Annotated in this window: 26 protein-coding genes and 1 pseudogene; 6 read left to right on the forward strand and 21 right to left on the reverse strand. The window is 35.3% G+C overall.

All coding sequences use genetic code 11. From position 1 onward, the window contains the following. Positions 1-6: 6 nt before the first annotated feature. The 6 genes from essA to AC1M36_RS09115 form a co-directional block, all read right to left on the reverse strand. Positions 7-510 carry a type VII secretion protein EssA gene (gene essA / locus AC1M36_RS09090; RefSeq protein WP_336453653.1) on the reverse strand — a complete coding sequence of 168 codons (504 nt, stop codon included), beginning with the start codon at positions 508-510 and terminating at the stop codon, positions 7-9. Beyond that, positions 482-4,192 carry a type VII secretion protein EsaA gene (gene esaA, locus AC1M36_RS09095; protein ID WP_479845780.1) on the reverse strand — a complete coding sequence of 1,237 codons (3,711 nt, stop codon included), beginning with the start codon at positions 4,190-4,192 and terminating at the stop codon, positions 482-484. The genes essA and esaA overlap by 29 nt, the downstream gene beginning before the upstream one ends. A gap of 154 nt (positions 4,193-4,346) precedes the next feature. After that, a complete protein-coding gene (locus AC1M36_RS09100) occupies positions 4,347-4,643 on the reverse strand; it encodes a WXG100 family type VII secretion target (protein ID WP_241815638.1) in 297 nt (98 codons plus the stop codon). Positions 4,644-5,160: 517 nt separating this feature from the next. Further along, positions 5,161-5,646: a GNAT family N-acetyltransferase gene (locus AC1M36_RS09105; protein ID WP_336453655.1), complete on the reverse strand. Its 486-nt coding sequence runs from the start codon at positions 5,644-5,646 to the stop codon at positions 5,161-5,163. Continuing rightward, positions 5,643-6,191 carry a 2'-5' RNA ligase family protein gene (locus AC1M36_RS09110; protein ID WP_336453656.1) on the reverse strand — a complete coding sequence of 183 codons (549 nt, stop codon included), beginning with the start codon at positions 6,189-6,191 and terminating at the stop codon, positions 5,643-5,645. Before AC1M36_RS09110 ends, AC1M36_RS09105 begins: the two co-directional genes overlap by 4 nt. A 6-nt stretch (positions 6,192-6,197) precedes the next feature. Continuing rightward, positions 6,198-6,764: a GNAT family N-acetyltransferase gene (locus tag AC1M36_RS09115; RefSeq protein ID WP_336453657.1), complete on the reverse strand. Its 567-nt coding sequence runs from the start codon at positions 6,762-6,764 to the stop codon at positions 6,198-6,200. Between the two features lie 134 nt (positions 6,765-6,898). On the opposite strand from AC1M36_RS09115, the gene AC1M36_RS09120 reads away from it, so the two are divergent. The 3 genes from AC1M36_RS09120 to AC1M36_RS09130 are packed head-to-tail and all read left to right on the forward strand — an operon-like array spanning position 6,899 to position 9,271. Beyond that, the gene (locus tag AC1M36_RS09120; RefSeq protein ID WP_336453658.1) at positions 6,899-7,801 is read left to right on the forward strand and encodes an ABC transporter permease subunit; all 903 of its coding nucleotides are present in this window, start codon (positions 6,899-6,901) and stop codon (positions 7,799-7,801) included. After that, positions 7,798-8,838, forward strand: a complete 1,041-nt coding sequence (locus tag AC1M36_RS09125; protein ID WP_336453659.1) for an ABC transporter permease — start codon at positions 7,798-7,800, stop codon at positions 8,836-8,838. Before AC1M36_RS09120 ends, AC1M36_RS09125 begins: the two co-directional genes overlap by 4 nt. A gap of 49 nt (positions 8,839-8,887) precedes the next feature. Next, positions 8,888-9,271, forward strand: coding sequence for a MazG-like family protein (locus AC1M36_RS09130; RefSeq protein WP_336453660.1), 384 nt, complete (start codon positions 8,888-8,890; stop codon positions 9,269-9,271). Positions 9,272-9,294: 23 nt separating this feature from the next. Here the strand turns inward: AC1M36_RS09130 and AC1M36_RS09135 are convergent, their stop codons facing one another. Continuing rightward, a complete protein-coding gene (locus AC1M36_RS09135; RefSeq protein WP_336453661.1) occupies positions 9,295-10,422 on the reverse strand; it encodes a metallophosphoesterase in 1,128 nt (375 codons plus the stop codon). Between the two features lie 177 nt (positions 10,423-10,599). Then, a complete protein-coding gene (locus AC1M36_RS09140) occupies positions 10,600-11,022 on the reverse strand; it encodes a GNAT family N-acetyltransferase (protein ID WP_336453662.1) in 423 nt (140 codons plus the stop codon). Between the two features lie 130 nt (positions 11,023-11,152). Here AC1M36_RS09140 and pdxR point away from each other — a divergent pair, with 130 nt between their 5' ends. Next, positions 11,153-12,574, forward strand: coding sequence for a MocR-like pyridoxine biosynthesis transcription factor PdxR (gene pdxR / locus AC1M36_RS09145; RefSeq protein WP_479845781.1), 1,422 nt, complete (start codon positions 11,153-11,155; stop codon positions 12,572-12,574). 21 nt (positions 12,575-12,595) lie between these two features. Here the strand turns inward: pdxR and AC1M36_RS09150 are convergent, their stop codons facing one another. After that, complete coding sequence (locus tag AC1M36_RS09150) at positions 12,596-13,453, reverse strand: YitT family protein (RefSeq protein WP_336453664.1); 858 nt, start codon at positions 13,451-13,453, stop codon at positions 12,596-12,598. Between the two features lie 180 nt (positions 13,454-13,633). Further along, positions 13,634-14,848 carry a macrolide family glycosyltransferase gene (locus tag AC1M36_RS09155; protein WP_336453665.1) on the reverse strand — a complete coding sequence of 405 codons (1,215 nt, stop codon included), beginning with the start codon at positions 14,846-14,848 and terminating at the stop codon, positions 13,634-13,636. A gap of 503 nt (positions 14,849-15,351) precedes the next feature. Between AC1M36_RS09155 and AC1M36_RS09160 the strand changes: the two genes are divergently transcribed. Continuing rightward, on the forward strand, positions 15,352-16,227 hold the full coding sequence (locus AC1M36_RS09160; protein ID WP_479845782.1) for a phosphotransferase: 876 nt from the start codon (positions 15,352-15,354) through the stop codon (positions 16,225-16,227). An 85-nt stretch (positions 16,228-16,312) separates the two neighbouring features. Next, positions 16,313-16,978: pseudogene (locus AC1M36_RS09165) on the forward strand (DUF6273 domain-containing protein). A 36-nt stretch (positions 16,979-17,014) separates the two neighbouring features. On the opposite strand, the gene alr reads toward AC1M36_RS09165, so the two are convergent. The 11 genes from alr to nbaC all read right to left on the reverse strand — a co-directional run bounded on the left by alr (position 17,015) and on the right by nbaC (position 26,581). Further along, positions 17,015-18,190 carry an alanine racemase gene (alr, locus tag AC1M36_RS09170; protein WP_479845783.1) on the reverse strand — a complete coding sequence of 392 codons (1,176 nt, stop codon included), beginning with the start codon at positions 18,188-18,190 and terminating at the stop codon, positions 17,015-17,017. Between the two features lie 200 nt (positions 18,191-18,390). After that, positions 18,391-19,167: a Cof-type HAD-IIB family hydrolase gene (locus tag AC1M36_RS09175; protein ID WP_336453668.1), complete on the reverse strand. Its 777-nt coding sequence runs from the start codon at positions 19,165-19,167 to the stop codon at positions 18,391-18,393. A gap of 126 nt (positions 19,168-19,293) precedes the next feature. Further along, a complete protein-coding gene (locus AC1M36_RS09180) occupies positions 19,294-19,488 on the reverse strand; it encodes a 4-oxalocrotonate tautomerase (protein WP_336453669.1) in 195 nt (64 codons plus the stop codon). Between the two features lie 21 nt (positions 19,489-19,509). Further along, positions 19,510-20,298: a 2-keto-4-pentenoate hydratase gene (locus AC1M36_RS09185; RefSeq protein WP_336453670.1), complete on the reverse strand. Its 789-nt coding sequence runs from the start codon at positions 20,296-20,298 to the stop codon at positions 19,510-19,512. Positions 20,299-20,301: 3 nt separating this feature from the next. After that, positions 20,302-21,327 (reverse strand): 4-hydroxy-2-oxovalerate aldolase, encoded by a 1,026-nt coding sequence (dmpG, locus tag AC1M36_RS09190; protein WP_336453671.1) that lies wholly within the window; start codon positions 21,325-21,327, stop codon positions 20,302-20,304. Beyond that, the gene (locus AC1M36_RS09195; protein WP_336453672.1) at positions 21,314-22,213 is read right to left on the reverse strand and encodes an acetaldehyde dehydrogenase (acetylating); all 900 of its coding nucleotides are present in this window, start codon (positions 22,211-22,213) and stop codon (positions 21,314-21,316) included. Before AC1M36_RS09195 ends, dmpG begins: the two co-directional genes overlap by 14 nt. Positions 22,214-22,246: 33 nt before the next feature. Then, positions 22,247-23,026, reverse strand: a complete 780-nt coding sequence (locus AC1M36_RS09200) for a 2-keto-4-pentenoate hydratase (RefSeq protein WP_336453673.1) — start codon at positions 23,024-23,026, stop codon at positions 22,247-22,249. Positions 23,027-23,102: 76 nt separating this feature from the next. Further along, on the reverse strand, positions 23,103-24,572 hold the full coding sequence (locus AC1M36_RS09205; protein ID WP_336453674.1) for an aldehyde dehydrogenase: 1,470 nt from the start codon (positions 24,570-24,572) through the stop codon (positions 23,103-23,105). 11 nt (positions 24,573-24,583) lie between these two features. After that, the gene (locus AC1M36_RS09210; RefSeq protein ID WP_336453675.1) at positions 24,584-25,042 is read right to left on the reverse strand and encodes a RidA family protein; all 459 of its coding nucleotides are present in this window, start codon (positions 25,040-25,042) and stop codon (positions 24,584-24,586) included. After that, complete coding sequence (locus tag AC1M36_RS09215) at positions 25,014-26,057, reverse strand: amidohydrolase family protein (RefSeq protein ID WP_336453676.1); 1,044 nt, start codon at positions 26,055-26,057, stop codon at positions 25,014-25,016. The genes AC1M36_RS09210 and AC1M36_RS09215 overlap by 29 nt, the downstream gene beginning before the upstream one ends. Then, positions 26,042-26,581 carry a 3-hydroxyanthranilate 3,4-dioxygenase gene (gene nbaC, locus AC1M36_RS09220; protein WP_336453677.1) on the reverse strand — a complete coding sequence of 180 codons (540 nt, stop codon included), beginning with the start codon at positions 26,579-26,581 and terminating at the stop codon, positions 26,042-26,044. Before nbaC ends, AC1M36_RS09215 begins: the two co-directional genes overlap by 16 nt. Positions 26,582-26,597: the final 16 nt, after the last annotated feature.

The raw sequence follows: 26,597 nt of genomic DNA on the forward strand, positions 1-26,597 counted from the left end.
TTCTCCTTACATCAAAATTTTCCGAATGATGATTCCAAATCCAATAAAAATGAATATAATCCCAATAATGATTAATCCAATCAATGTTGGACTAATTGGTTCTTCCGTTTTTGCTTGGCTACTATCTATTTCACCAGAACTTTCCTTCACATTATAATCTTTTGAAAATAAGCTTTGCTGTGTGTCTTTCATATCATCTATTTTTTTCGTATTTAAAAATAAAGAGTCATTCAACTCTTTCATCTCTTTCGTTTCTTTCTTTTGTTTTTCATGAATTTGCTTTTCAACTTCTGGGTTAAATAGTTGAATGGCCGCTTTATCAAGTTCTGTCTCTTGTTGCCCTTTTTCATTTCCTTCTTGATTCTCTTGGTGTACACGATCCACTTTAAACTCAAGTTTACCATTGTCATTCAGGTAACTGTCTGCCGCGCCCCTCATGGGTAACGCGGCAAACAAGAAAAGAAAAAAGACAAATGATAACTTAACTAGCTTTATGCACTGTTTCATCATCGTCCTTATTTTCCTCCCACCTTTTATGCCATACAAATAAATTCATAATAAATCCAACAATTGCGATTACAAGAAGTACTGCAAAAGTGACATGCCCATCATTTTTACCACTTATAAAATTGTTGAAGAAGTCTTCTATATACTGTAGTGGTGAAAATTCGCGTAACTTACCAAGATGGGATGTCTTAGTTACTTTGACTCCAACAGCTTCTGTTAAAAATAAATACAGACTTAAGGATGTCAATAAGATAAACATACCTATCATTTTTATTTGACGTAATAGATATGTTGAAACAAAGACAAAAGCCATCATTGTAATTGTTATAAAGGCGATCCAAATTAACTTTTGGTTCCCGCTGAATTCCAATAGTTTTCCAGCGATCATACCAATTATTATTCCTTCAACAATAGCTATTCCAAATGTAATTGCCGTAACTGGTAAGTTCATATCTAAAATCGATAATTTCTCTTCAAAATCATCTTTTTGACTCCGCTTTCTTTCTTGATTCGCAATCGCGTATGACGTAAATAAAGAAACAATAAAACATACTAATACAATTAAATATGGTGTGAAGGTATTTCCAGCTGTAATAACACCATCATTTTGTTTTAAAACTGGATTCGCTAAAAATTGGTATAACTGTTCATTTTGTCGTTCACCAATGCGGCTATTCGCTAATACTTTACTGAAGTTTTTCGAGAATGATTTATCATCTGATACTTTTTCAGTTAAATTGTTTAATAATGTATCAGCTTTTGACACAATCGTTACACCACTATCTTGAATCTCTTTTGCTTGATTATTAATTTGATCAAATGTTTTATATACCTCATCAGAGGCTAACAACGTCCCTTTGGAACTTTCAGCTAGCGATTGACTCTGCGTGAATAACGATTTCAACCCAGTATCTAATGCTAATATAGCTGTCTGTTCTCCCTCACGATTACTTATTAATACTTTTTGTTCCTCCATCAGCTTCAAGCTATTTTCACGCCACTTCGCTGCACCATTTAAATACTCAGCTAAGTTCGTATTCATGACATTAGCTTGTTCTGATGTTTGCTTAAATGTTTCTGCTAAACGATCTGAATTTTGGCTAGCATTGTTAGCTATTACTTGTAAATCATTAATTTTTTGTTTTACTTGATCCATATCAGACGTAACTTCTGCATGAATCTCAGATGAAACAAGATTTGTAATCATATCTATTACATTTTGTTTATTTAACATGTAATAAAGAGAATTTGGTGTAGCAAGATTTTTTAACGATGCTGTTTCTAACTGTCCTGATAAATCTTCTGTTTTCATATCGAGCCCATAATATAGTTGGTATAGGCCTAATAATTCTTCATAATTTTTTACTGTGTTTACAGCATCCTTCATTAAACCATCCGCTACTGATGCTGAAGATAGATTTTCCGATTTCTGATGGACAATATGGTCATTTGTACGTTCTGTTTTTTCACCGTATTTATTTCCATCACCTGGATCGGTTGTACCGCCACCTTCACCTGGCTTCGTTGGATCCGTTGTACCGCCGCCTTCACCTGGCTTCGTTGGGTCCGTTGTGCCGCCGCCTTCACCTGGCTTCGTTGGATCCGTTGTACCACCACCTTCACCTGGCTTCGTTGGATCCGTTGTACCGTCGCCTTCACCTGGCTTCGTTGGATCCGTTGTGCCGCCACCTTCACCCGGATTCGTTGGGTTCGTTGTGCCGCCACCTTCACCTGGCTTCGTTGGATCCGTTGTACCGCCGCCTTCACCTGGCTTCGTTGGATCCGTTGTACCGCCGCCTTCACCTGGCTTCGTTGGATCCGTTGTACCGCCGCCTTCACCTGGCTTCGTTGGATCCGTTGTACCGCCGCCTTCACCTGGCTTCTTGTCACCATCTTTATTAGGCTTTGTTGTTTCATTGCCAGTAGTACTATCAGTCAATTGTTTAATCGACTGTACTGGTGTTTTCACACGATTTGTTAGCTGAACGACTTGACTATTTTGTTCACTATTACTCCCATTGTTTGTTTCTGGATCAACAGGAGAAGTAACTTCAGGTTTTGGATAAGGTGTTGTTTTTTCAGCAGTATGAGTCAAATCCCATTTCCATGTTACTGGTTTAAAAACATCAATATTTGCGTTTTCATCTGATAATTTGACATGCACACTAACAGATAAGTCCCCTGCTTCTTGGGGAGATAGCTTGACGCTTCCATTACTTAAATAGTCTGCAGTATGGTCTTGCCCATTAATCATTAAAGATTCAGTACCTGAATACAGTTCAAATCCCTCTGGAAGTTGTAAACTAAACGTTTGCTCTGCATCCATTTTTGAAATTTTTTCTTTATCTTCAAAAGTAATTCCATCAGTAGCTAAGCCCTTCTTAATATTCTTGATTGTATTTTCTAATGGAATATCGTTAGAGCCTTCATAATGGAAGTCATTTTCTTCACTATACTTCTCAGAAACTTTCACTACATTTTTCAGTTGCGTTTTTGTCTCATCAGGTAATGTGAGTCCATCAATTTCTTCAACATTCATACTTGCTAACTTATTTATCAAACTTTCAATTTGTTTCTTAATTTGATCGTTTGGTTGTTGCATTAAAGTATTTAAATATATCTCTTTTTTATCATTACCCGACAGCTTTGCTTTTAATTTCTCATTGATTGTTTCCTGGATATTTGTCTTTAGCTTATCCGCTAGCTCCGCATCATAACTTTTCATTTTATTCGTGACATCTGCTAAATATTGTTGAATTGCCATTGAGTCGGATAAAACATCAGATTGTTTATCTGAGTCATTGAAATGGCTTGCTATTACTTTATTCGCCGATTCTAATGCACTTAATTGCTTTAACACATCATTTGTGTTGAGATCGCTAGTAAACAGATTGAGCTGATTTGAAAAATTATTTGCTAACAAATTATTGTTTGTCTGCAAGTTTTGGAGATTACCGAAACCATCTAAATAAGAAACATTAGATTTCGCACCCTCATCAATTGTTTGCCCAAACCTTTGTAATACCCCTTGAAACCCTTTAAAACTATCAACCGAGACACCTGTATAATCTTGTACTGTTTTAAATTGTTGTGTATAGTTTGCCAAAGGACTATGTACATCTGTTTTATATACTTTCATATGTGCTTGTTCTTTATCTACAATTGCCCCAACGTTATCCTGTGCAGCTTGTAATTTCCCAATAATGCTAGCGAAATAAACATCTATAATACGTCGATTAAAATCTTCTAAAATCGATGCTGCCGTCTTTTCTGCTTCTGTTTTTAACTCTTTATTTCCAGTTGCATTTACTTTATAACTTAAAGTTAATTTCTCTGGTGCTTCAGCATGAATTGACACAGCCTTTCTAGAAAAGTCATTTGGAATTACAATCATCATATTATAGTTATTATTTTTCAAACCACTTTCTGCTACCCCACGACTGACTACATACCACTCTTGATTATTGTCTTTATTGATGTTTTTTATAAACTGATCTCCAAACGCTATTTTGTTTCCCTCAAATACCGTTCCTTGGTCTTCATTTACTAAAGCAACCGTCATTTTTGGAGTGTTTTTTTCATCTTCTTTCTTTAGCTTTTTATTTAAAGCTAAATAGGACGTCCCTGTTGCAAATACAAGAGCTAACACGATAAACAACAAGACACTCCACTTAAACTTTTTCAATACTTATCACTCCTGCGAATAAAAAAATCTAAAACCTGCCTATTACACATAAAAATTAAAATTTATTCTTTTCTTGAAAGTAAGTTAGCCATACAACAGAAGTCGCATGGCTAACTTTGAAACCTTCTTTTTATGTAGAGAATATCAGTGTTTCTTATTTCAAGCCGAAATTACGTGACAACTCTTCATCATGAGAAGCGACTGCTTCTGCAGTTTTTGAAAGTTGAACATTAATCTCATGTAATAATTGTGCGAAGTTTTCTACTTTCGGTCTTAATTCATTAAATTGTCGATCAAAACCTTCGAAAGCACGCCCTTCCCATTCCCCTCGCAATTCATTCTGTAACCCTTGTAATTTACGAAGAATGTCATCAATTTGTTGAGAGCTTTGCCCATATAAAGCAGATTTTGCTTTAAGCTCCTCAGGACTCATACGAATTTGTCCAGCCATTAAAATTTCCCCCTTAATAATGAATGATTTAGTAGAATCAACTAAAATTTAACTCTACCTGGATAATTATAGAATAATAATAATAAATTGAAAAGGAATTTTTCAATCATTCTAAATATATATTAAAATCAACATTTTACGATATATTATTTTTTTACCAAATTATAGTTAAATATAATTTTTTTGAATATATTATCCTATTTTCCTTACACATACTCCTTAATTCCTTGTATAAAAACTTGTTTATCACGGATTAAAAATCCCAAACTTTTTCTGCCATTATCTCCCTCTTCTATTTCTACAATTGGTATTCATATATTGCCAGCCAAACTCTCTGACTCCATTACAATTACCATAAACCCTGTTTCTATACTTGTTTCATGAAATTTCCCTTCATCCCATCAGAACACAACATGCACTGATTGTACTTTCACCTACACTCCCCTTCTCCTTACACAATAAGAAGCAGCTGGGACACAGCTGCTTCTTATTATGTAATTCCTTTTAGCTTTATTCTTTATGTATATAAAACCATTTTTATAGTTTGCAACTTATGCCCTTCAAAATTCTCTTCAAATTGCTCTAAAGCTGCAAAGCCCTTTGCTTCATAAAAGCACTTCCCTTTTTCATTCGCGGCTTCTACATGGATATAAATCTTTCGAACACCTTCTAAAAGGGTAATACCTCTTTGCAATAAAGCTGTACCAACCCCTTTTCCTTGGTGTCCCGGTAATATATAAATCGCTCCTAATTCCGCTTCATTTTGATATTTAATAGGTGAAAAATTGGCAAATCCAACAATTTGATCATCTATTTCTGCTACGAATATGTGCGAATGTTCCATACGTCGTTTCATCATTTCATTTGAATACGCTCGCTCTAAAAATTCATCTTGAATCCCCTGTGGAATAATTCCTTTATATGTATCATGCCAAGCCACTTTCGCCACATTTTGTACAACGGCAATATCCTTTGCGTTCATATCTCTAACTACATACGTCATCTTGATGTCTCCGTTCTTTTCAAATTGTATTCTGCTAATATGTTACAGGAAACTGGATTACCATTTTCATAGTTTACTTTAATTAATTTTAAACTTTCTACAACTGCCTTTTGTGCGCTGAAATCTTTATATACAAATTCCATTACACGGATAAACTGTTCTTTGTCTAAACGGTTTGCAATCGTACAATGCGGTACCCATTTCTCAGGTACATAATATGACTGCGGCTGATCATGAAAATCCGCGAAATGATTATGGAATGATTGATGAAGTTCTAACAATCTTCCCGTTACTGTTGGTGCGAGAAAAATAGTTCCATTTGTAGGAAATGTACCAACAGAAGAAAATCTAACTGGAAAGCACCCTATATGTTCTGTAAATTTTTCTAATTCCTCTCTATACAGTTTTAAATCCAAAGTATGATAATCTGCTAATGTAATATGAGGTTCTATGTCTTCGTTATGTCCAATATCTATTCGTTCCTCTCTAATCTCTTTCACGTGCTTTGAAAATATTTCATCAAATGTAGCAATAACAGCATACATCCCTCTTCACTCCTTCAACTTTTTTAACGCTTCCCACTCTTCACGTATCATCCCCATTCGAATAGAATCATAATATGTCCCTTGGTAATAGCGACATTTCCGCATTCTCCCCTCTAGCTTCATCCCAATTTTTTCTGCAACTTTTATCATTCGCTCATTTCCAGACCACGTCGTTAATCCAACTCTACCAATTTCCATATTCCTAAATAGCAAATCTCTATATAATCGCAAAGCTTCTGTACCATATCCTCCATTCCAATACGCTGGTTCATAAATGGTAATCCCGATTTCTAGCCAACGCGTTGGCTTGTACTCCCAATAGAAACCTACAGTTCCGATTATTTCCCCCTCATTCTCAACAATAAGCTGAGATAATGGTTCATCTTTTAATCGTGCTTGTAAATTTTCTTTGTACACGGAATATTCCTGAATTGAAAACGGAAAGTACGGCGCATCCCACTTCTTCCACTCAGGTTCTTCTTCCTTATATATTTGTGAATATAACGACTGTATATCTTTCTCTTCTATTTTTCTTACTATCACTTTTTCCCCTTGCATATATATACGTTCCATATTTGCCTCCCATGCCATTAAATCGAATATTAGAATTAAACATATTAATAATATTATATTTATTTTTTGGAAAAATCAAACAATAATAAAGTCATTTATTGTATAATATTGTAAAAAGTCGACGGAGGGATTTGATGTTAAACAAAACATCTCAATTTGTGATAAAACTTTCATCCATTGTTTTATCACTTTTACTATTACTAAATCTACCTTATTTACTTGTCACGCAAGGCGGCTTCACTTTTCAACCAATTATATTTTTCAAACAAATTTTCACTATGTTCAAACAGGTATTCTCCCCTGAATCCCTCGTAGTTTTAACGTCAGACGCAAAGTTTGGTAATGTAAAAGAAGTACCATTATTCCCAACTGTTTTAGAACCTTACGTATATTCATTTACTGTTTTATTTGCAGCTTTTTTTCTTGCACTTTTTCTTTCATCTAGCATGGCTTTTTTCTATTTTTTGGCGAAAGATTCTATTAAAAAATGGATTAACAGATTTATTTTTATATTAGAAGCGATCCCTGATATGATGATGATGATTTGTTTACAAATATTTTTCATTTGGGTACTTCAGAAATTTGGAGAATCTCCTGTCACAATTATCTCTTTTAATGAAAATCGAGCTTATTTACTTCCTAGTTTATCTTTAGCAGTCTTACCTACATTACAAATGTTTCGGATGATGGTGTTATACATAAAAGAAGAACATGAAAAACAATATGTAGAGGTTGCATATGGAAAGGGCCTTTCATCAAGTTATATACTATGCATTCATTTATTCAAAAATATATCGATTCACTTTTTCCATCATTTAAAAACAATTTTTGTTTTCTTGCTTTCTAACTTGTTCGTTTTAGAATTTGTTTTTAATATGAAAGGCATTATTCAATTTTTATTTAGTAAAGCATTCATTTCACCCGCTGCTACATTTATCATACTTATCATGATTATTTTACCATTTTATATACTCTTTCAAATCATTTCTTTCATGATGAATAGGTGGCAAAAGCAAATGAAAGGAGAAACTTTATGAAATCTATTTGGAAATCAAAACGCTTTTTAGTCGGATTCATTTATCTTTTCTCATTAGTTATTGCTAGCTTTATTTATAGTTTTTTCTTTAAAGATAGTATACCCCAAGCACCTCTGTTGCTTTATAATGACAAGAATGAGTTACTTGGAAAGGCACCCTTTCCACCATCTTTAATGCCACCTTTTGGCTCTGACCGTTTCGGGGATTCTATCTTCTTACAAATTTTAGACGGAGCGAAATTTACAATTGTATTCGCTATCGTAATTAGTTTTTTCCGTATTTTATTTGGGACATGTTTAGGCGTTCTATTAAGTTTATACGGCGCAAAATGTAAAAGATTTTTTCAGGCATGTTCAGAGGTATTTTATTATATTCCAACTGTATTTATTGCATTTATACTTATTACACCGGTCAATATTGTAATTACATCAAACGCGGATCGACTAAGCCCAAATATCCCATTTGCACTTTATCAAGCTATTATACTCATTTTTATTGCTCTCCCTACAATTTCGTTATATATTTCATCAGAAGTTGATGAATTTATGCAAAAAGATTATATATTAAGTTCACAATTAATGGGGGCAAGCCGTTTCCATATTATAAAGAAACACTTACGTGTCTTATTAATCGATCGTATATTTGTTTTATTTATGGAGCATATTGTACAAACACTCATACTCACGATTCACTTGGCATTACTTAACATTGTGATCGGCGGGGTACAACTGAAAGAAGTGGACCAAGGTGAGTTCAAACCCGTTTCACTCTCAAATGATTGGGCAGGTCTTATCGGATTAAATCGTTATGAAATGAATCTTTCATTATGGATTATTTTTTATACACTCATTACATTCTTTATTACAATACTCTTCATTAAACTCATGACAACTGGAATTCAAGACGCACTAAAATCAAGAAATTTCCAAACAGTTATGATACAACCTGTTCAGGATCAAAAAATATATGTAGAAAATAAAGATTCTTTTTCGTTTGTTTCTTCAGAAGAACGAAAACAGTCTTCTCTACATTTGTAAAAATGTGATTAGACGAAACTGCTGTTATATCATTTTGGAGGAATTTATTATGAAACATGTTCAAGAACTATATCAACAATTTCAAGAAGAAATGGGATGGAGTCACAATGATAGACGCAATGAATTTCAGCACAGTAAAGAATTTCTCCTATATATTCATATGTTATTGACGACAGAGGTCGCTGAAGTCGCCGAGGAATTTCGGGCACTCTTTTACAGAACTGAACAACTAAAAAAAGAAGGCGTTTCTGAACATGAAGCATATGCTCAAGCGAAGGAAGAAATTCGTGAAAATCTTGGTAAAGAGCTTGCTGATTGTCTAGCTTATTTATGTAAGTTAGCTAACTTTTTTGATTTTAATTTAGAAGATGAACTTCGCAACAAATTAGATGAAATACGAATGCGCTCCCAAAGTCTACAAGATAAAAAATAGGAGGATATTCTTCCTCCTATTTTTTATCTATATACTTTTAATTCCTTCTCTTTCACTTTAAGAAGAAGTCCCTTCTCTATCCAGCCTTCCACACCATCTTTTTTAATTAAATCATATCCCGTACAGCTATCATCAATAAGCGAAACAATATCACCTTTCCTTACACTGATTTGTGCACAAGAAATATCCGTTTTAACAGTATAATCGTCTGATTCATTTTGCTTTATATATTCATTTTTAACATATAAGCATTTCTTTGTTTCTAGTTGTTTACATATTGTAAAATCAACATTTGTTTCAACTGGTACAATATGATAATGCGGATACGTAACTCCGCCTTGCATCATTGGTTCTGCATCAAAATCTGCTAATATTTCATATCGCGGAAAATGATCTACATATGTATATGAAAACACATCTGTAGAAATTGATCTATGAATGATAAATGCATTTAATTGTCCCGCTTCTTTAATCGCATTTCCCCCATCAATCGCAATTATTTTCTTATGTTCATCGATAACTGGATTATTAGATGGCGCCTCTTCAGAATAATTGACAACAGGCCAGTGCCCAACGATTGCATACTTATTTGCACGATGTGATTTCGTATAAAACTCCGGCATTGCAATCGCATGTTTCCGTTCAGTCTTCTTCCAATCTTCTATATCTTCAAGTCCTGCGTGCACAAAAATATAGTCATCTGTTTCAATTACAGTCGGCAATTCTGTAAGCCATTTTATTTCTATTGAAAAGTGACTCGTTAATTTCTCTTTTACCTCACGAATATCCGTCTCTTCGTTAATATGAAAACCTAATTGATCAAGCCATTCATTAAATATAGAGTACTTTCTCGTACATAAATAGTTTATTAACCCTGGATTTTCATTTAAGAGAGCATCAACTATTGCTTCACAATTCCCTTCAATCACATGTACGTTTGGATTATGAGCCTCAAGCTCCCTAACATAGTTTACAACACCTATACTATTTCTTCCTTTTTCACAAAGATCACCATTAATGATTAAATAATCCTCTGTACTAAAGTTAACTTTGCTTAATAATTTTTTTAAAAGCTCTAATTCGCCATGAATATCAGAAATAACAATAACTCTTCCCTCATTTGGAATTGATATTTTTTTTATTTTATCCAATATAGACGCTCCTTTTTTCATTTACAACTTTCTACACATTTAAATATTCCTTTATTATGTCATGAAAACTATTCGACAAGAAACTTATCGTACCTTTTTTATAATTTATTTCTGCTATAACTAAAAATAGTAGATTCTATATGTTATCGCATCTAGAATCTACTATTTTCTTCTCTATTATAACTCTTTATGAAATGAATAACTTACCTTTTCATAACCTTCTCGCTCATAAAAACGGTGAGCATCTATACGCGAAAAAGCTGATGTTAGAGCAATACAAGTACAGCCTTGTTCTTTTCCCCATTTTTCTATATATGATAGCAATTCTTCACCATACCCTTTCGACCGATACGCCTCTGCTGTTACAAGATCATATACAAAAACATGTTTCTTATTATAGAAATTCGTACAAACAGCTACACCAGCAAGACTAACAGCTTCACCATCTTCATTACATAAAGAAAACAGTTGGTAATTTTCTTCTTTCATCTGACGAAATAAAGATTGAGCTTCCTCTTTTGTAAGTGCAGTTCGTAATTGTTGTAAAACAGGTAATACCTCATCTAGTTGTTCTTCTGTTTGTATTTCCTTCACATTCATCAGTAATCTCTCCTAACTATTTATAAAATTTTCTAAATGTTATATCATTATTTTAATTAAAGTCTGCCCTGTTCTGAAGTGGCAGTTCATTTCTTTTTTACAAGGCCAGCTTTAAAGGAGAGTGTATACAATGGATTTAATTATCCCTCTACAATCAGAAAGTCAAACACCTATCTATATACAAATTTACGAGTATATGAAACAAGAAATATTAAAGGGAACACTCCCTTCTGAAACCCGTCTCCCTTCTCATCGAAATTTAGCGTTACAACTTGGTATTAGCCGTATTACAGTCGAATCCGCTTATCAACAGTTAGCCGCGGAAGGCTATGTAGAGAGTAAACCAAAGCGCGGTATATTTGTGGCTGAAGTAGATGTAGATGTTATCCCTAATAAACAACAAAAACGATCTTATCCATTAGAAACAACAGGAAACGAACTCATTCATTTTGATTGTAGCCAAGGCAATATCGATCAAACAGCTTTTCCACTCTCAAATTGGAAAAGAGCAATACAAGAATCTTTACTTCAATATGAAAACGACTTATTTACAAAAGAAGATCCACAAGGAGAACAAATACTTCGCGCTCACATTGCAAAGTATTTATATCATGCTCGGGGAGTTCATTGCACACCTAAGCAAATTATTATTGGTGCTGGTACACAACCCCTTCTTTGGCTACTCTTACAATTACTTGGCAAGCAAAAATCATACGCCATAGAAAACCCTGGGTTTCATCGTGTAAAAGCTATCATTCAAAGCTGCGGTCTTCTCAGCTACCCTGTCCCATTAGATGAGAAAGGAATCAACATTTCATCTCTTAATGATTGCAATGCGAACGTTGCTTACGTTACCCCTTCTCATCAATTTCCATACGGCATGATTATGCCTTTATCAAAGCGACTTGAGTTATTAAAGTGGGCCAACGCTAAGCAAGGTTATATTATTGAAGACGATTACGACGGAGAGTTTCGCTACGTTGGAAAACCTATCCCTTCATTACAAGGACTTGATACAAATGAACGTGTTATTTACATGGGGACTTTTTCAAAATCATTTTTACCATCTTTACGAATGGGCTATATCGTTCTTCCTAATCACCTTTTAGAGGCTTATAAGGAACTTGGTGGTATTTTCAAACAAACAGTTTCTAAAATGCAACAGCTTGCTCTTGCTATCTTTATTCAAAAAGGAGATTGGGATCGGCACTTAAACCGCGTTCGTACATTATATAAGAAAAAACATCATAGATTAGTGAAATCACTTATGAACCAAATGGGCACGAATGTCGATATACTTGGAGATCAATCTGGGCTTCACATTGTGCTCCGTGTTCATAACGGCATGACTGAACAAGAACTCATTCAATCAGCTGCTGAAAAACATGTAAAACTTTACCCTCTATCCATATACGATTCAGTAAATAACTTACAAAAAGAAGCTTATGTATTACTAGGCTTTGGAGGGATACCAATCGATTCAATTGAAACTGTTGTAACATTATTAAAAAAAGCTTGGTTTAGACAAAAAAACTGTTCCTCGCACAAATAATTGCAAGGAACAGTTTTTGGTCTAATCATTTGATGTTTGCCCTGAACGTGATGAAATTCCTGGACGTTTCACACCAGTTGTTTCCGTTGAATAAGAAGCTTCAATGATGGCACTTGAATCTACAGAGAGAACGAGATCTTTCATTTTGGGATAAATAAAACGATTTGTAATACAATAGATAATTCTCTGATGTTCCCCTAAAAAACCACCTTCTCCATGTAGATACGTAACAGAAAGTTGTAACTCCTTCATAAGAAGTTCACCAATTTCTTTATTTTTACTCGAAATAATCATGACACTCTTGCCTTGATTAATACCATCTAATATGAAGTCAATCATCTTCGTAACAATATAGAAAATTGCGAGTGAGAACATTGCTTGCTCGATTGAAAATAAAATAGCAACAAACACAAAAATAACAGCATTTACAGCAAGTAAAAATGTACTAATCGGCACTTTAAAATGCTTGTTCATCCAGACCGCTAACATTTCTGATCCGTCAATTGCACCGCCCATCTTCACAACAATTCCAACACCAACCCCAAATAACACTCCGCCATACAAGACAATTAATAATTCAGATGTTGTGATAGCTGGAAATGGCTTTAAGTAGATTAAACCAAGGGTCGTTACAATATTTGCATAGGACGTACGAATAAAGAACTTTTTCCCCATTACTTTTGCAGTAAATAATAAAATAGGAATGTTAAGTCCTAAGAACACACCGTACAACGGCAATCCAGCAACTTTATTTGCCATAATGGAGATAGCTGTTACCCCACCGTCTACTAGTCCATTGGGTGCCAAAATCAACTCCAATGAGCCAGCTACAATAATCGATCCAATTGTTAATAACACATATTCAAATATTTTTTTCATTGATTACCCCCAAAACAGATATATTTTCTTAGTATTATCATACTGAATTTTTTCTGGAAATACAAAGGAATTACTTTATATACACAAACCCTTCACTTTTTTGGTATTTTTTTCAATATTATTTACACTTCAATCTAAAAAACACACTTTTGTAGAAGTGTGTTTTTATGGATTTCCTATTTATTTTTGAAGGAAACTAGATAGAGCCTCTTTTTTAAATTTAAATATTTCATCAACTGCCCTTTTATAGCCACCTGCCGCCTGTAAAGACTCTCCAACTTCGCAGCTATTTTCTTTGAATTTCTTATCATTTATCACTTTCTCTACTACTTCACGTAGCATTTCAACAGTCAACTTAGTACGATCCAACTGAATTCCTGCTCCTAACTCCTCTACTCGTTTAGCTACCAATGGCTGATCTCCCGTAACGGGAATGACAACTAATGGAACACCGTAATATAAAGCCTCACTAGAACTATTCATTCCTCCATGTGTAATAAATACATCTGTATGTTGCAGGACTTGTAACTGTGGTACATAGTTATACACTTGAAAATTTGCTGGAATTTTTTCAAACTGACTTATATTTATTTTTTTACCAACTACTAACAAAACAGTTGCACCAATATCTTGAAATGCATCAAAGCATTTTTCGTATAATTCCGGTTGCTCGTTAAAGACGGTTCCCATTGAAATGAAAATAACTGGCTTCTTTTTTAACCTGGCAACCGAAAAACTCCCAACATCTTTACGTATAGCAATAGATGGACCGACAAATTTATAAGAATTATCAAACACATGGGAATGGGGTTGATATTGTTTAGAAGTATACACAATCGTAATATCTCCTGGATGATTCATAATATCATATAAACTATTGCATTGAATGCCATATTTCTCTTCCCATTTTTGCATCCCTAATACGCAAGATTGATACAATGGAGAGCTTTCATCTATTTTTCTACTTTCAACGTTATCATGAAAAGAAATGTAATGATTAAAAGCAAAAGTTGTACATGAGGATATTTTCGGTAACTGCAACACATTTGCTATAATGTGTCCTACTGCGAAGTGATTATCATACAAAACATAATCATATTGTTCTTCCTTTATTTCCTCTAGAATCTCGCTCACAATGCTATCTGTCGCTGCAATCATTTTAGATAGCATTTCCAAAGGGCTACTCCCTTCATTTATTCGATTCATTATATTGATTTGTGACAGAAAGTTTTCATATGTTCGAAATTCGGCACCTGTTACTTCAATTTTATTTCTATATTCCTCAATACAATACGCAACAACTTCTTCACCTCTTTGTATTAACTCACTTAAAACTGCGATTGTCGGATTAATATGCCCTTCTCCAGGAAAATGAATTACAAGAACTCTCGCCATAATAACCTCTCCTTTTTAATAATTAACAATATTAATCTAATAATTAATTTTATTAATTAATCGATACCTATTATATATGAAAATTTCTTAATTTTTCATATATTATCTTACATTCATTATTGAGAAATATATTTCTAATCAAACTCATTTCATCATTCCCTCTAAAAAATAAATTCAAATTCTTTCGTTCATTTCCTACTCATATATCACTAATATTAAAAATAAAAGATTGAAAAATATTATTCAGATAATTCATATAAAAATGAAGAAATACAATTTTTTATATAACATCAGTACTCAGCTATGTCCCTATCTTTCAAAAATCAAAAAATAAAATACTTCAAAAACGAACAAGACCACTTCATCATGGTCTTGTAACACTCTTTAAATAATTAAATACACTATTGTTGTGTTCAAGTATCTATAATCTAAGTGGATTATCCCTCTTTTTCCATTATGTTATATAATGAATTTATTAACTTTACAGAAAAAGGAGAATCTTCATGTTCCAACAACTCTTTACTTCCCCTATTCTATCAATAGACACATTACATCCAGGATACGAAAATCATGCAAGCGATGTCTGGCTCGTAAAAACAGAGAAGGAAGAAGTAATCGTCCGCACTTCTAAAATGAAAGAGGAACCAAATAATGATTTTTGGTGGGGGTGTAAAAATTTATTTGGAATTGATCCAAGAAACGTACATGATCTCGAGATAATACATACATTGTTACAAAAGCATACAACACTCCCTATTCCGAAAATATTACAGAAACATACATTAGAGCGAGAGTATGTTGTTGTTGAAAAGTTAAACGGTCAAGTACTCAAATCATTTATAGGACAACCCGATTCTATCTTATATAACCTTGGAAAAGGCTTAGCACAAATCCATCAGTATAAAGCAAATTATATTGGAAATCCGTCTGGAACTTTTCAAATTCCACTTCATAAATTTCACCAACATATAACAGACGTAAGTAAACAACTTGTAACTATGTTTTACTCTAATAATTCTAAAATAAATGACTCATTCGAAGTTTTTCAATCACAACTTTATGCACTACCGACACCAAAAGAAACAACTCTTATTTTAACCGACATGGACCCAACTCAATTTTTAACAGATGGTATAGAGATTACTGGATTAGTAGATACTGAGGCTTACGTGGTTGCACCAAGAGAGCTTGACTTTATCGGATTAGAATATGTATTTACAGAAAAAGAGGCCAACGCTTTCCGGAAAGGTTACGAAACAATACTGCCCATTCCCTATTTAGAACGATGCAGAGCACCATACCGATATTTATATCGATTATTATCCGTTCAAGGAAATGTGGATTTAGAGGAATGGTTACAACATCCCGCCTTTTTCTAAAATACTCTTCAGAATTCTTGGTGGCATAAAGCACTTGCATCAATGTTATATAATTAAATTAGAAACGAATCAGGAGGAAGCTATTATGCTAGACGAGAATATAAAGCCGGGTGAAGTCATTACTTTTGGTACTTATCCACATACAGCGGAGGGAACAGATAAAACACCGATAAAATGGAGGGTGTTGAAAAGTTCAGATAACGAATTATTTATTTTGAGCGAGTATTTTTTGGACTGCAGAAGATATCATGGCGAGTCAGCGGATATTAAGTGGGGTGATTGCGTGGATATTACATGGCATGACTGTGATTTGCGCAAGTGGCTGAACAGTGAATTCTATAACACCGCATTCACTGCCGCCGAAAAGGAGTTTATAAAGACGACTCATTGCATGGACAATGGAGAAGGCACCCCAGATACCAAGGACAAAGTTTTTTTGCTTAGCGTTACCGAGATAAAGGATTTATCTGATATACACGGCAAGGGTTTGCGGCGCGCCATTGGAACGGACTTTGCCAAAATTTAAAAAAACGATGGATGTAGCTTATATGTATATGATAAAACGAACAAAGATAACTATATCATCAGAAACGGTGAAGAAGTTGGCTGTTCCTGGTGGTGGCTGCGAACACAAGGAAATAAGCCTTCGCGTGCATTTTTTGTCGGTACAAGTTGCAGTATTCGTAGCTACGCAAATGTCAGTGTGGCTGGTTACGGCGTGCGCCCAGTTTTAAAAATTAATATGAAATAGAAAAGACTGAACCTTAACGATTCAGTCTTTTCTATTTCATTTATTTCTTAATATATTCACAACGGCAGTAGTTTCACCATTTTCCTTATATACACGCGGTATTCTTCTATCTAGCATACAAGTTACTTCATAGTTAATCGTTCCAAGCATATCTGCAATTTCTTCTACAGCGATTTCTTCCTCACCTTGTGTACCATAAAAAACTACTTCATCCCCTACATGTACAGGCATCGCTTTCGTAACATCTAGCATCAATTGATCCATACAAACACGGCCAATTACAGGTACACGAATACCATTTATTAATGCATATCCTTTATTAGACAATTGGCGATTATAACCGTCTGCATAGCCAATCGGAACAGTTGCAATCCATTCTTCACCCGTTGTCACATACGTATTCCCATAACTTACACCACGATTTTTTTTCGCATGTTTAATATGTGCTACTTTTGACTTTAATGCTAATGCTGGCTGCAATGACACAACGGTATGATCTACTTCTTTTGAAGGATACATACCATAAATCCCAATTCCAACACGAACCATATTTTGAAATGTATTGCTTAGTTCCATTGATCCCGCACTGTTTGAACTATGGATATACGGAAGATGAATACCCATTTCCTTCGCTATATCGACAGCCTTCTCGAATAAACTTGTTTGCATATTTGTATATGTTTTATCTATTTCATCAGCTGTAGAATAATGTGTAAATATACCTTCTACTTCCACATACTTCATGTTTTTTAGTTCTTCTAAAAACGGCACGATTTCTTCTTCTTGCAAACCGATACGGCTCATTCCTGTATCGATTTTTACTTGAATACGCGCTTTTTTTCCAATTTCCTTAGCATTTTCATTAATTTCTTTTAAATCTTCTATTCTATATACCGTCATCATAATATCATATTCAACAGCATCTTTAGCAGCTTCTACTGGTGTATACCCTAAAATTAATATCGGTACAGAAATTCCTGCCTCGCGTAGCTCAATACCTTCATCTACAAAAGCAACAGCAAGTTGATTCACTCCTGCCTCAATTGCTGCTTTTGCGACTTCAACCGCCCCGTGTCCGTATGCATTTGCTTTTACAGCTGCCATCATTTCAATATTTTTATCGTTTACACGTTTTTCAAATTCTCTTACATTATGTTTTATAGCATCTAAATTTACTTCAACAATTGTATCTCTTCCATATCTCGAACTCATTGGTCTAAACTCCTAACTCAATAATTGCTTTCCATTCTATTTCTCGTTTCATATGACCTTTTACAATATAATACTTTTCATTTTTCTAGTCAAACTACTAGAATTTTCAAAATTTTTAATGTGATATAATACTCTCAAGAAACTATTATATATGGAGATAAGGAGAATTACAATGTTTGTTCAAGCTGGATTGCATCAACTTAAATGACACTAAACTCCTTTAATGCATAGGCTATCCCGCCTTCACTTGCCTTTTTTGTAACAAAGTCTGCCTTTTCCTTTAGCCTTTCTCCTCCATTTCCCATCGCAATTCCTAACCCTACATACTCTAACATATCAACATCATTTCCACCGTCTCCAAAAGCAATTGCTTCCGATTTACAAACATTTAGATATTCCAATACCTTTTTAATAGCTGTTAACTTCGAAACTTCAGTATCTTCAAGTACATTCATCACATAGTTATGAAAACGCTCAAATTTAAGATTCGGAAATTTTTCTAGAAATTTTTGAGCTTCTGTTTCATCTGCATACAAGCACACACAATACACCTCTCCTAAAAGTGATTTCATCTTTTCAGGATATTGTTGTAGATGCAAAGTCTCTTTTAGCGCTTTCATTACCCGTTCATCATTAGAAGCTACACCATTCATTGCGAACTCCTCTGTAAAATAAGAAACACTATGACCATTTATCTCAGCAAAAGTTGTGATATCATGAACTGTTTCTCTCGAAAGCACTGATTTATGTATAACTGTGTCATTACATTTTATATGTGCACCATTTGCGGAAATAAACGTATCAACACCTAACTCTTTAAATTCTAAACATAAACTGTAAGGCCTTCCTGTTGTAACTACTACTTTGATACCTTTATCAATTACTCTCCGTATAGCTTCTTTCGTACTTGCATGCATACTTCTATCAATTTCACTTAATAAAGTGCCATCAACATCAAAAAAGACAACTTTATACATATTACCTCTTCTCTCCCATTAACAAATTTCTTTATACTAATACAATTGTAAATATAATTTTCCGTCATATCAAAACAAAAAAGCAATTCTTCATTTATCATAAAGAATTGCTTTTACTTACAAATATTATTTTTCTTCCACACTACCTCTTACTTTTCCTCCAACTCCCCAATGCGAACCCGGGATTTCATTTACTAGTACACGTACACGTTCAGCGTCCACATTCAAACTTTTCGCGACTGCATCTGTAACATTTGAAATGAGATCGTGAATCTGCTCCTGTTTTCTACCCTCAATCACTTGAATTTGTACAATTGGCATATCCATCTCTCACTTTACTGTTTATTCACAAAACATCGATACACTACCTAAACCATCAAACTGCGCAATCATAGCGTCACCAGCTTTGAAAGCAACTGCTTCAGACAACGCTCCACTTAGCACAATATCACCCTTTTTTAACCCTTCATCTTGTAACCCAAGCTTATTTACTGCCCAAGCAATTGCCGATGCAGGATGCCCAAGTACAGCTGCTCCTGTTCCCGTTGTAGCCACTTTACCGTTTTTCGACATCACCATTCCAACATTGGCTAAGTCTACTTCCTGAGTGTTAACCCACTTACTTCCTAGTAAAAATTTTGAAGATGAACAATTATCTGCAATTACATCAGGTAATGTAAACTTAAAATTCAGATAACGACTATCGATAATTTCCAACGCTGGCGTAACATATTTTGTTGCCTTTAATACATCAGCTGCTGTAACGTTAGTGCCTTGTAAATCCTCTCCCATTAAAAAGGCAATCTCCGGCTCTACTTTTGGATGAATCAATGATTCATACTGAACCGGAACCCATTCAAAAGCTAACATATTATCTAATAAATAACCGTAAATCGCTTCCTCGATCCCCATCATTTGTTGCTTCGCTTTACTCGTTAATCCAAGCTTTATACCAACTCGTTTGGATCCCTTTTTTATCTTTTGTTCAATTAATCGTTTTTGTAATATGTAAGCATCTTCTACTGTTAAATCAGGATGCTGATCCGTTACCTTTACCACTTCTTTTCGTTCTCTCTCTGCCTGAAGTAAATATTCAATAATCTCTGAATCTGCGCCTTTAACTAAAGCCATATTTTACACCTCCATTTTTCTCTTCGCTAATTCAGCTGCTACATCCAAAATCATATCTTCTTGTCCACCAACTACTTTTCGTCTACCAAGTTCTATTAAAATATCACGAGCATCTACATTAAATCTATGAGCAGCTCTCTCAGCATGTAGTAAGAAGCTTGAATATACACCAGCATATCCCATAACTAGACTGCCTTTTTGGATTTCTTGCGGTCCTGGTAACAAAGGAGCAACAATGTCTTCTGCCAAGTCCAGCATTTTATACAAATCTATATCTAACTTATATCCCATCCGATCTAGCACAGCTAATAATACCTCTGTTTGTGCATTCCCTGCCCCTGCTCCAAGACAACGGACACTGCCATCAATGCGCGTTGCCCCTTCTTCAATTGCAGCAATTGTATTTGCTACTGCAACAGAAAGATTATTATGACCATGAAAACCAATTTCGATATTTAAAGATTGACGTAATGCCTGAATACGTTCCCGTACTTCATGTGGTAATAAAGCTCCAGCTGAATCCGTTACATAAACAGCTTGTGCCCCGTAACTTTCCATAAGCTTTGCTTGTTCTACTAATTTTTCAACAGGGGCAGAATGTGCCATCATTAAAAATCCGCATACTTCCATACCTAACTCCCGTGCAAAATGAATATGTTGTGCAGAAACATCCGCTTCCGTTACATGAGTTGCTACACGAACAAAGCTTGCTCCAATACTTCGTGCTTGTTTTAATTCATGGATTGTACCAATTCCAGGAATAAGTAAAACAGCTACCTTGGCCTGTTTACACTCTTCTACTGCTACTTCAATGAGTTTCATTTCATCTACTAACGATTTTCCATATTGCAGCGTAGAACCACCTAATCCATCTCCATGGCTAACTTCAATATAATGCATACCAGCCTCATCCAACGCTCTAGTGACAGAACGAACTTGTTCCTCTGTAAATTGATGCCTCATCACATGACTTCCATCACGCAAACAAACTTCCGTTATTTTAATTGGCATATCGCTATTTCGTTTCATTCATTACACCTCGCTTCTGCTCCCTGATTATTCGTGCTGCAAACCTCTCACCAACTTTCAATGCCGCTGCTGTCATAATATCTAAATTACCAGCGTAATGAGGAAAGTAATCCCCAGCTCCTTCTACCTCTAAAAATACAGTCACACGGTTCCCATCAAACATCGGTTCTTGTTTTAAAGCATATCCTGGAACATACGATTTCACTACTTCAATCATCTTGTAGATTGCTTGACTAATTGATAATTCATCCATATGCTTAACTTCACAATATACTGTATCTCTCATTAAGATAGGGGGATCTGCAGGATTTAATATAATAAGTGCTTTTCCGTAATCAGCTCCCCCAATTTCTTCAATTCCCCGCTTTGTTGTAATTGTAAATTCATCGATATTTGCCCGTGTACCTGGGCCTGCACTTAAACTAGAAATTGTAGCAACTATCTCCGCGTACGTAACATCCGCCACTTCGTTAATAGCATGAACAATTGGAATTGTTGCTTGCCCACCACATGTAATCATATTGACGTTTCGCGCATCTACATCATTACCTTCTTGTATAGCTGGACAAACAAATGGTCCACATGCCGCTGGTGTCAAATCTATTACTAACTTCCCTAACTCTTTTAAAACTTCTGCATGATACATATGAGCTTTCGCTGAAGTAGCATCAAATATAATATCCGCTATGCTAGGGTTCTCAATGATTGCTTGTATACCAGTATCAAAAATCTCATACCCTTCTTTCTTCGCTCTCTTTAATCCGTCTGATTCAGAATCTATCCCTATCATAGCAGCCATTTCAATGACTTCACTTTTTCTTACTTTATACATTAAATCCGTACCGATATTTCCAGAGCCTATAATAGCCGCCTTCACTTTTCCCACATATATTCCCCTCCTTTTCAAACAACCATAGAATTATACAAATTTAATAGACACTGAACCAAGAGAGCCAAAATCAGCTTGAATAACATCATTACATTCAACCGAAACAGCTCCTGATAATGCACCTGGTAAAATTAATTCTCCAGCTTTCAATGAAATTTGAAATTCGCTAAGTTTATTCGCTAACCAAGCAACAGCTTGCGCAGGATGCCCTAATGCCGCTGCTCCTGCACCAGTAGCAATTAAACTATTATTTTTATAGAGCGTCATTCCAGCTGTACGCAAATCTACTTCTGATACGTTTGAAAACTGATTACCAACCACAACTTTCGCTGATGAGCCGTTATCTGCTACTGTATCAACGAGCTTAATCTTCCAATCTGCAATACGACTATCAATGATTTCAAGCGTAGGTACAACATACTTCGTTGCCATTAACACATCCACATATGTAATATTAGGTCCACTTAAATCCTCTGCTAAAACAAATCCAATTTCCGCCTCTACTTTTGGGGATACAAATGAATCTACTGAGATTACACTTCCACTTTCTACTTTCATATCATCTAGCAAATGTCCGTAATCCGGTTCATCTACTCCAAGCATTCGCTGCATTGCATCACTCGTAAGTCCGACTTTCTTTCCAATCACCGTACGGCCTTGTTTTAACTTTTGTCCCACTACTTCGAGCTGAATGTTATACGAATCTGAAACTGATAGATTTGGATATCTTTCCGTAAAAGGAGAAATTGGTTTACATGATTGTTCTGCCTGCAATAATTCATCTGCTAATTTCTTTACTAACACTTGCATATATCTCACCTCATTTTTAAAATCTATATTTATAACACATCAGTGGAAATACTATTCCACTGATGGAAGATTCACTTTATAATTTCATCGTAACTGTCTTTGCTTCTGTATAAAATTCAAAGCTGTGTCGTCCACCTTCGCGGCCAATACCACTTGCCTTAGAACCACCAAATGGGGTACGCAAATCTCGCACATACCAACAATTAATCCATAATAGTCCTGAATCAATTTGCGAAACAACTCGCTGTGCTCTTCTCAAATCATTTGTCCAAACAACTCCTGCTAAACCATAAATAGAATCATTTGCGATACGAATCGCATCTTCTTCTGTTTTAAATGGTATAACAACTAAAACTGGACCAAAAATCTCTTCTTGAGCTACACGCATACAATTATCAACATCATATAGTACAGTTGGTTCATAGAAATTCCCTTGTGCTAAACTTTCGATTCTTTTTCCGCCGTGAGCTAATTTCGCTCCTTCTGAAAGACCTATTTGTACGTATTGATCAACTGTTTCTAAATGTGATTTTGAAACCAGTGCTCCCATATCTGTATCTTCATCAAGAGGATCTCCTACTTTTATCTTTTTCACCGCTGTTATAAACTTCTCTAGAAATTGTTCATAGATGCTTTCTTGCACAAGCAACCTAGAACCAGCTAAGCAAATTTCTCCTTGATTTCGGTAAATTGCTTCAACTGATCCTTGTACCGCTTCATCTAAGTCAGCATCTTCGAATACAATATTTGCTGATTTCCCGCCTAATTCTAATGAAACTGGTATTAAATTTTCCGAAGCATTCCGCATAATCGTTTTTCCTGTATTACTCTCTCCAACAAATGAAATACGTCTTACAGAGGAGTGCGTCGTCATTTTCGTTCCTACCGTACTTCCTGGTCCTGTAATGATATTTAATACACCTGGAGGTAACCCAGCCTCATTCGCAATTTCGCCAAGCATGATTGCACTTAGTGGCGTGTATGATGCTGGTTTTACAACGACTGTATTACCAGCAGCTAACGCAGCTGACGCCTTCCATGTCATCTGCATAAATGGTAAATTCCAAGGAATAATTAAGCTCGTTACCCCTGCTGGTGCATATTTTGCATACGACATAAAGTTATGTTTATCATAATGTTCATGCACCATATACTTTGCCATCTCAGCAAAGAAACGAAAATTATGGGCAGACCGCGGAATATCAAAGCCACGACTTTCTTTTATTGGTTTTCCGACATCAAGTGTCTCTATATACGCTAATTCATCTACCTTGTCCATAATCAAATCTGACATTTTGCATAAAATAGCTGAGCGTTCTTCCACAGGCATTTTACTCCAGATACCACTTGTAAATGTGCGCCCTGCCACGTCTATTGCTCGCTTAGCGTCCTCTTCATTTGCTTGTGCAACAGAGGCAAGCTTGCTATTTGTTGATGGATTGAATGTATCAAACGTTTCGCCGGACAGCGCATCAACATATTGACCATCAATAAATAACTTTGCATCTTTTACTTTTATTTTTTCAGCTAATAGTTCTTTATTCATATTCTTGCCTCCTACTCTTCAATTTCTAAAATCATCTCGATTTCAATTGTTGTATTATTTGGTAATTGAGCCATTCCCACAGCCGAACGAGCATGTTTCCCCTTTTCTCCAAAAACGTCTACTAATAAATCTGATGCCCCGTTCATCACTTTTGGTTGATCAATAAAATCTTCCGTACTATTGATAAAACCAAGTAACTTCACAACTCGTTTTACCTTATTTAAATCACCTAGTTCATTCTTTACGACACTTAATAAGTTCAACATTGACTGTCTTGCTGCCTTATATCCATCTTCTATTGATACATCCTTACCTAATTTCCCGTGGTACTGGTCAACACCTTGTCCAGCTGTAAATAATAAATTCCCTACTCTTACACATCCAACATAATTCCCCACCACTGGACGAATAGCTGGTAGCATGAGTCCCATTTCATTTAATTTACTCTCTGGTGTTTGTACTTTTTGCATATACTACACCTCTTTTTTTCATATCAATATTTAAGAAGTTCGCTGCATTTCCGCCAAGCATCGCTTCCTTTTGCTCCTCTGATAACTCAAGTGTCTCATCAATTACTTTACCTGGATGAATCTCTCTTAGTAAAAATGGATAATCCGATCCCATAAAAATCTTTTCGTGCCCAAATCGCTCAATCATATATTTAAGATTCATAGGATCATAGTTTAGAGAATCGAAATAAAATTTCTTTGCGTAATAGCTAGGCGGATATGTAGTTAACCTTAGATGTGGCCATACTTGCCAGCCTTGATCTAATCGCGGCAAAATATAAGGGAAAGAACCTCCACCATGAGCAAAACAAATCTTTAACCCTGGAAATTTCTCCATCATGCCGCTCCAAATAAGTGTAGCTGCTGCAAGAGCTGTTTCACTCGGCATCCCAACGGTATACATAAAATTATGATGTGGCATTCTATCTCGTCCTAACGTTTCCCACGGGTGAATAAAAATTGGCACCTGCCATTTTTCAGCCATTCGGAAAAATTCGATAAATGAAGGATCATCCAAATTTTTTCCATTTACATTCGTTCCAATTTCAATTCCATGTAACTGTAATTCCTTTATGCATCGCTCCATCTCACGAACTGCGGTTTCTCCATCTTGCATCGGCACTGTCCCTAACCCAACGAAACGATCTGGATATGCGGCGACTGTTTCCGCAATAAAATCATTTTGAATACGCGCCATTGCTTCAGCTTCTTCTGGTTTTGCCCAATAAGAAAATGTAACAGGGATCGGTGATAATACTTGTATATCAACACCTTCGCGGTTCATATCTTCAATTCTTTTCTCCGGACACCATACTTGGTCTGTCACATCACGAAAATTCTTCCCTCCAACCATAATCGCCGCACCACATGTACAGGTTCGATTTAATATCGGCCACCGACCACCACCAAACTTCTCTTCAAAATCCGGAAATATCTCAGGAATAATATGTGTATGAAAATCTATTCGCACTTCCATTCCTCCACTTCTTCCGGCATAATATGTCCACAGTTTTTACACGCTCGAATTTCTTTATTTGAATTAAAGCTATGAATTGCTTCTTTTACTTGTTTTTCAATATCGCTTAATTGAACGCGTACACGATGCATTTCATGATTACATTCATCACAGAACCAAACAAAATCTTCAAGTTCTCCTTGCTTACGCTTTCTTTCAATTACTAATCCATATGTGTCTGCAACGCGATGCGGTGAGTGCGGTACCATAGCTGGCAACATAAACACGTCACCTTCTTTCACTGTAACGACTTCACGTTTTCCTTCTTCCGTAATACATTCCACATAACATTCACCTTTTATTTGATAAAAGAATTCATCTGAAGGATCCACATGGAAATCACGTCTTTTATTTGGTCCCCCTAAAATCATGGCAATAAACTCTGAATCTTGCCAAATCACCTTGTTATTCACCGGTGGTTTCAATAACTCCTTATTTTCATCAATCCATTTTAGTAAATTAAAAGATTGTAATGTTTTTGACATATTTTTTCCTCCTTAT

The sequence above is a fragment of the Bacillus sp. Medicinal_06 genome, assembly GCF_056711665.1.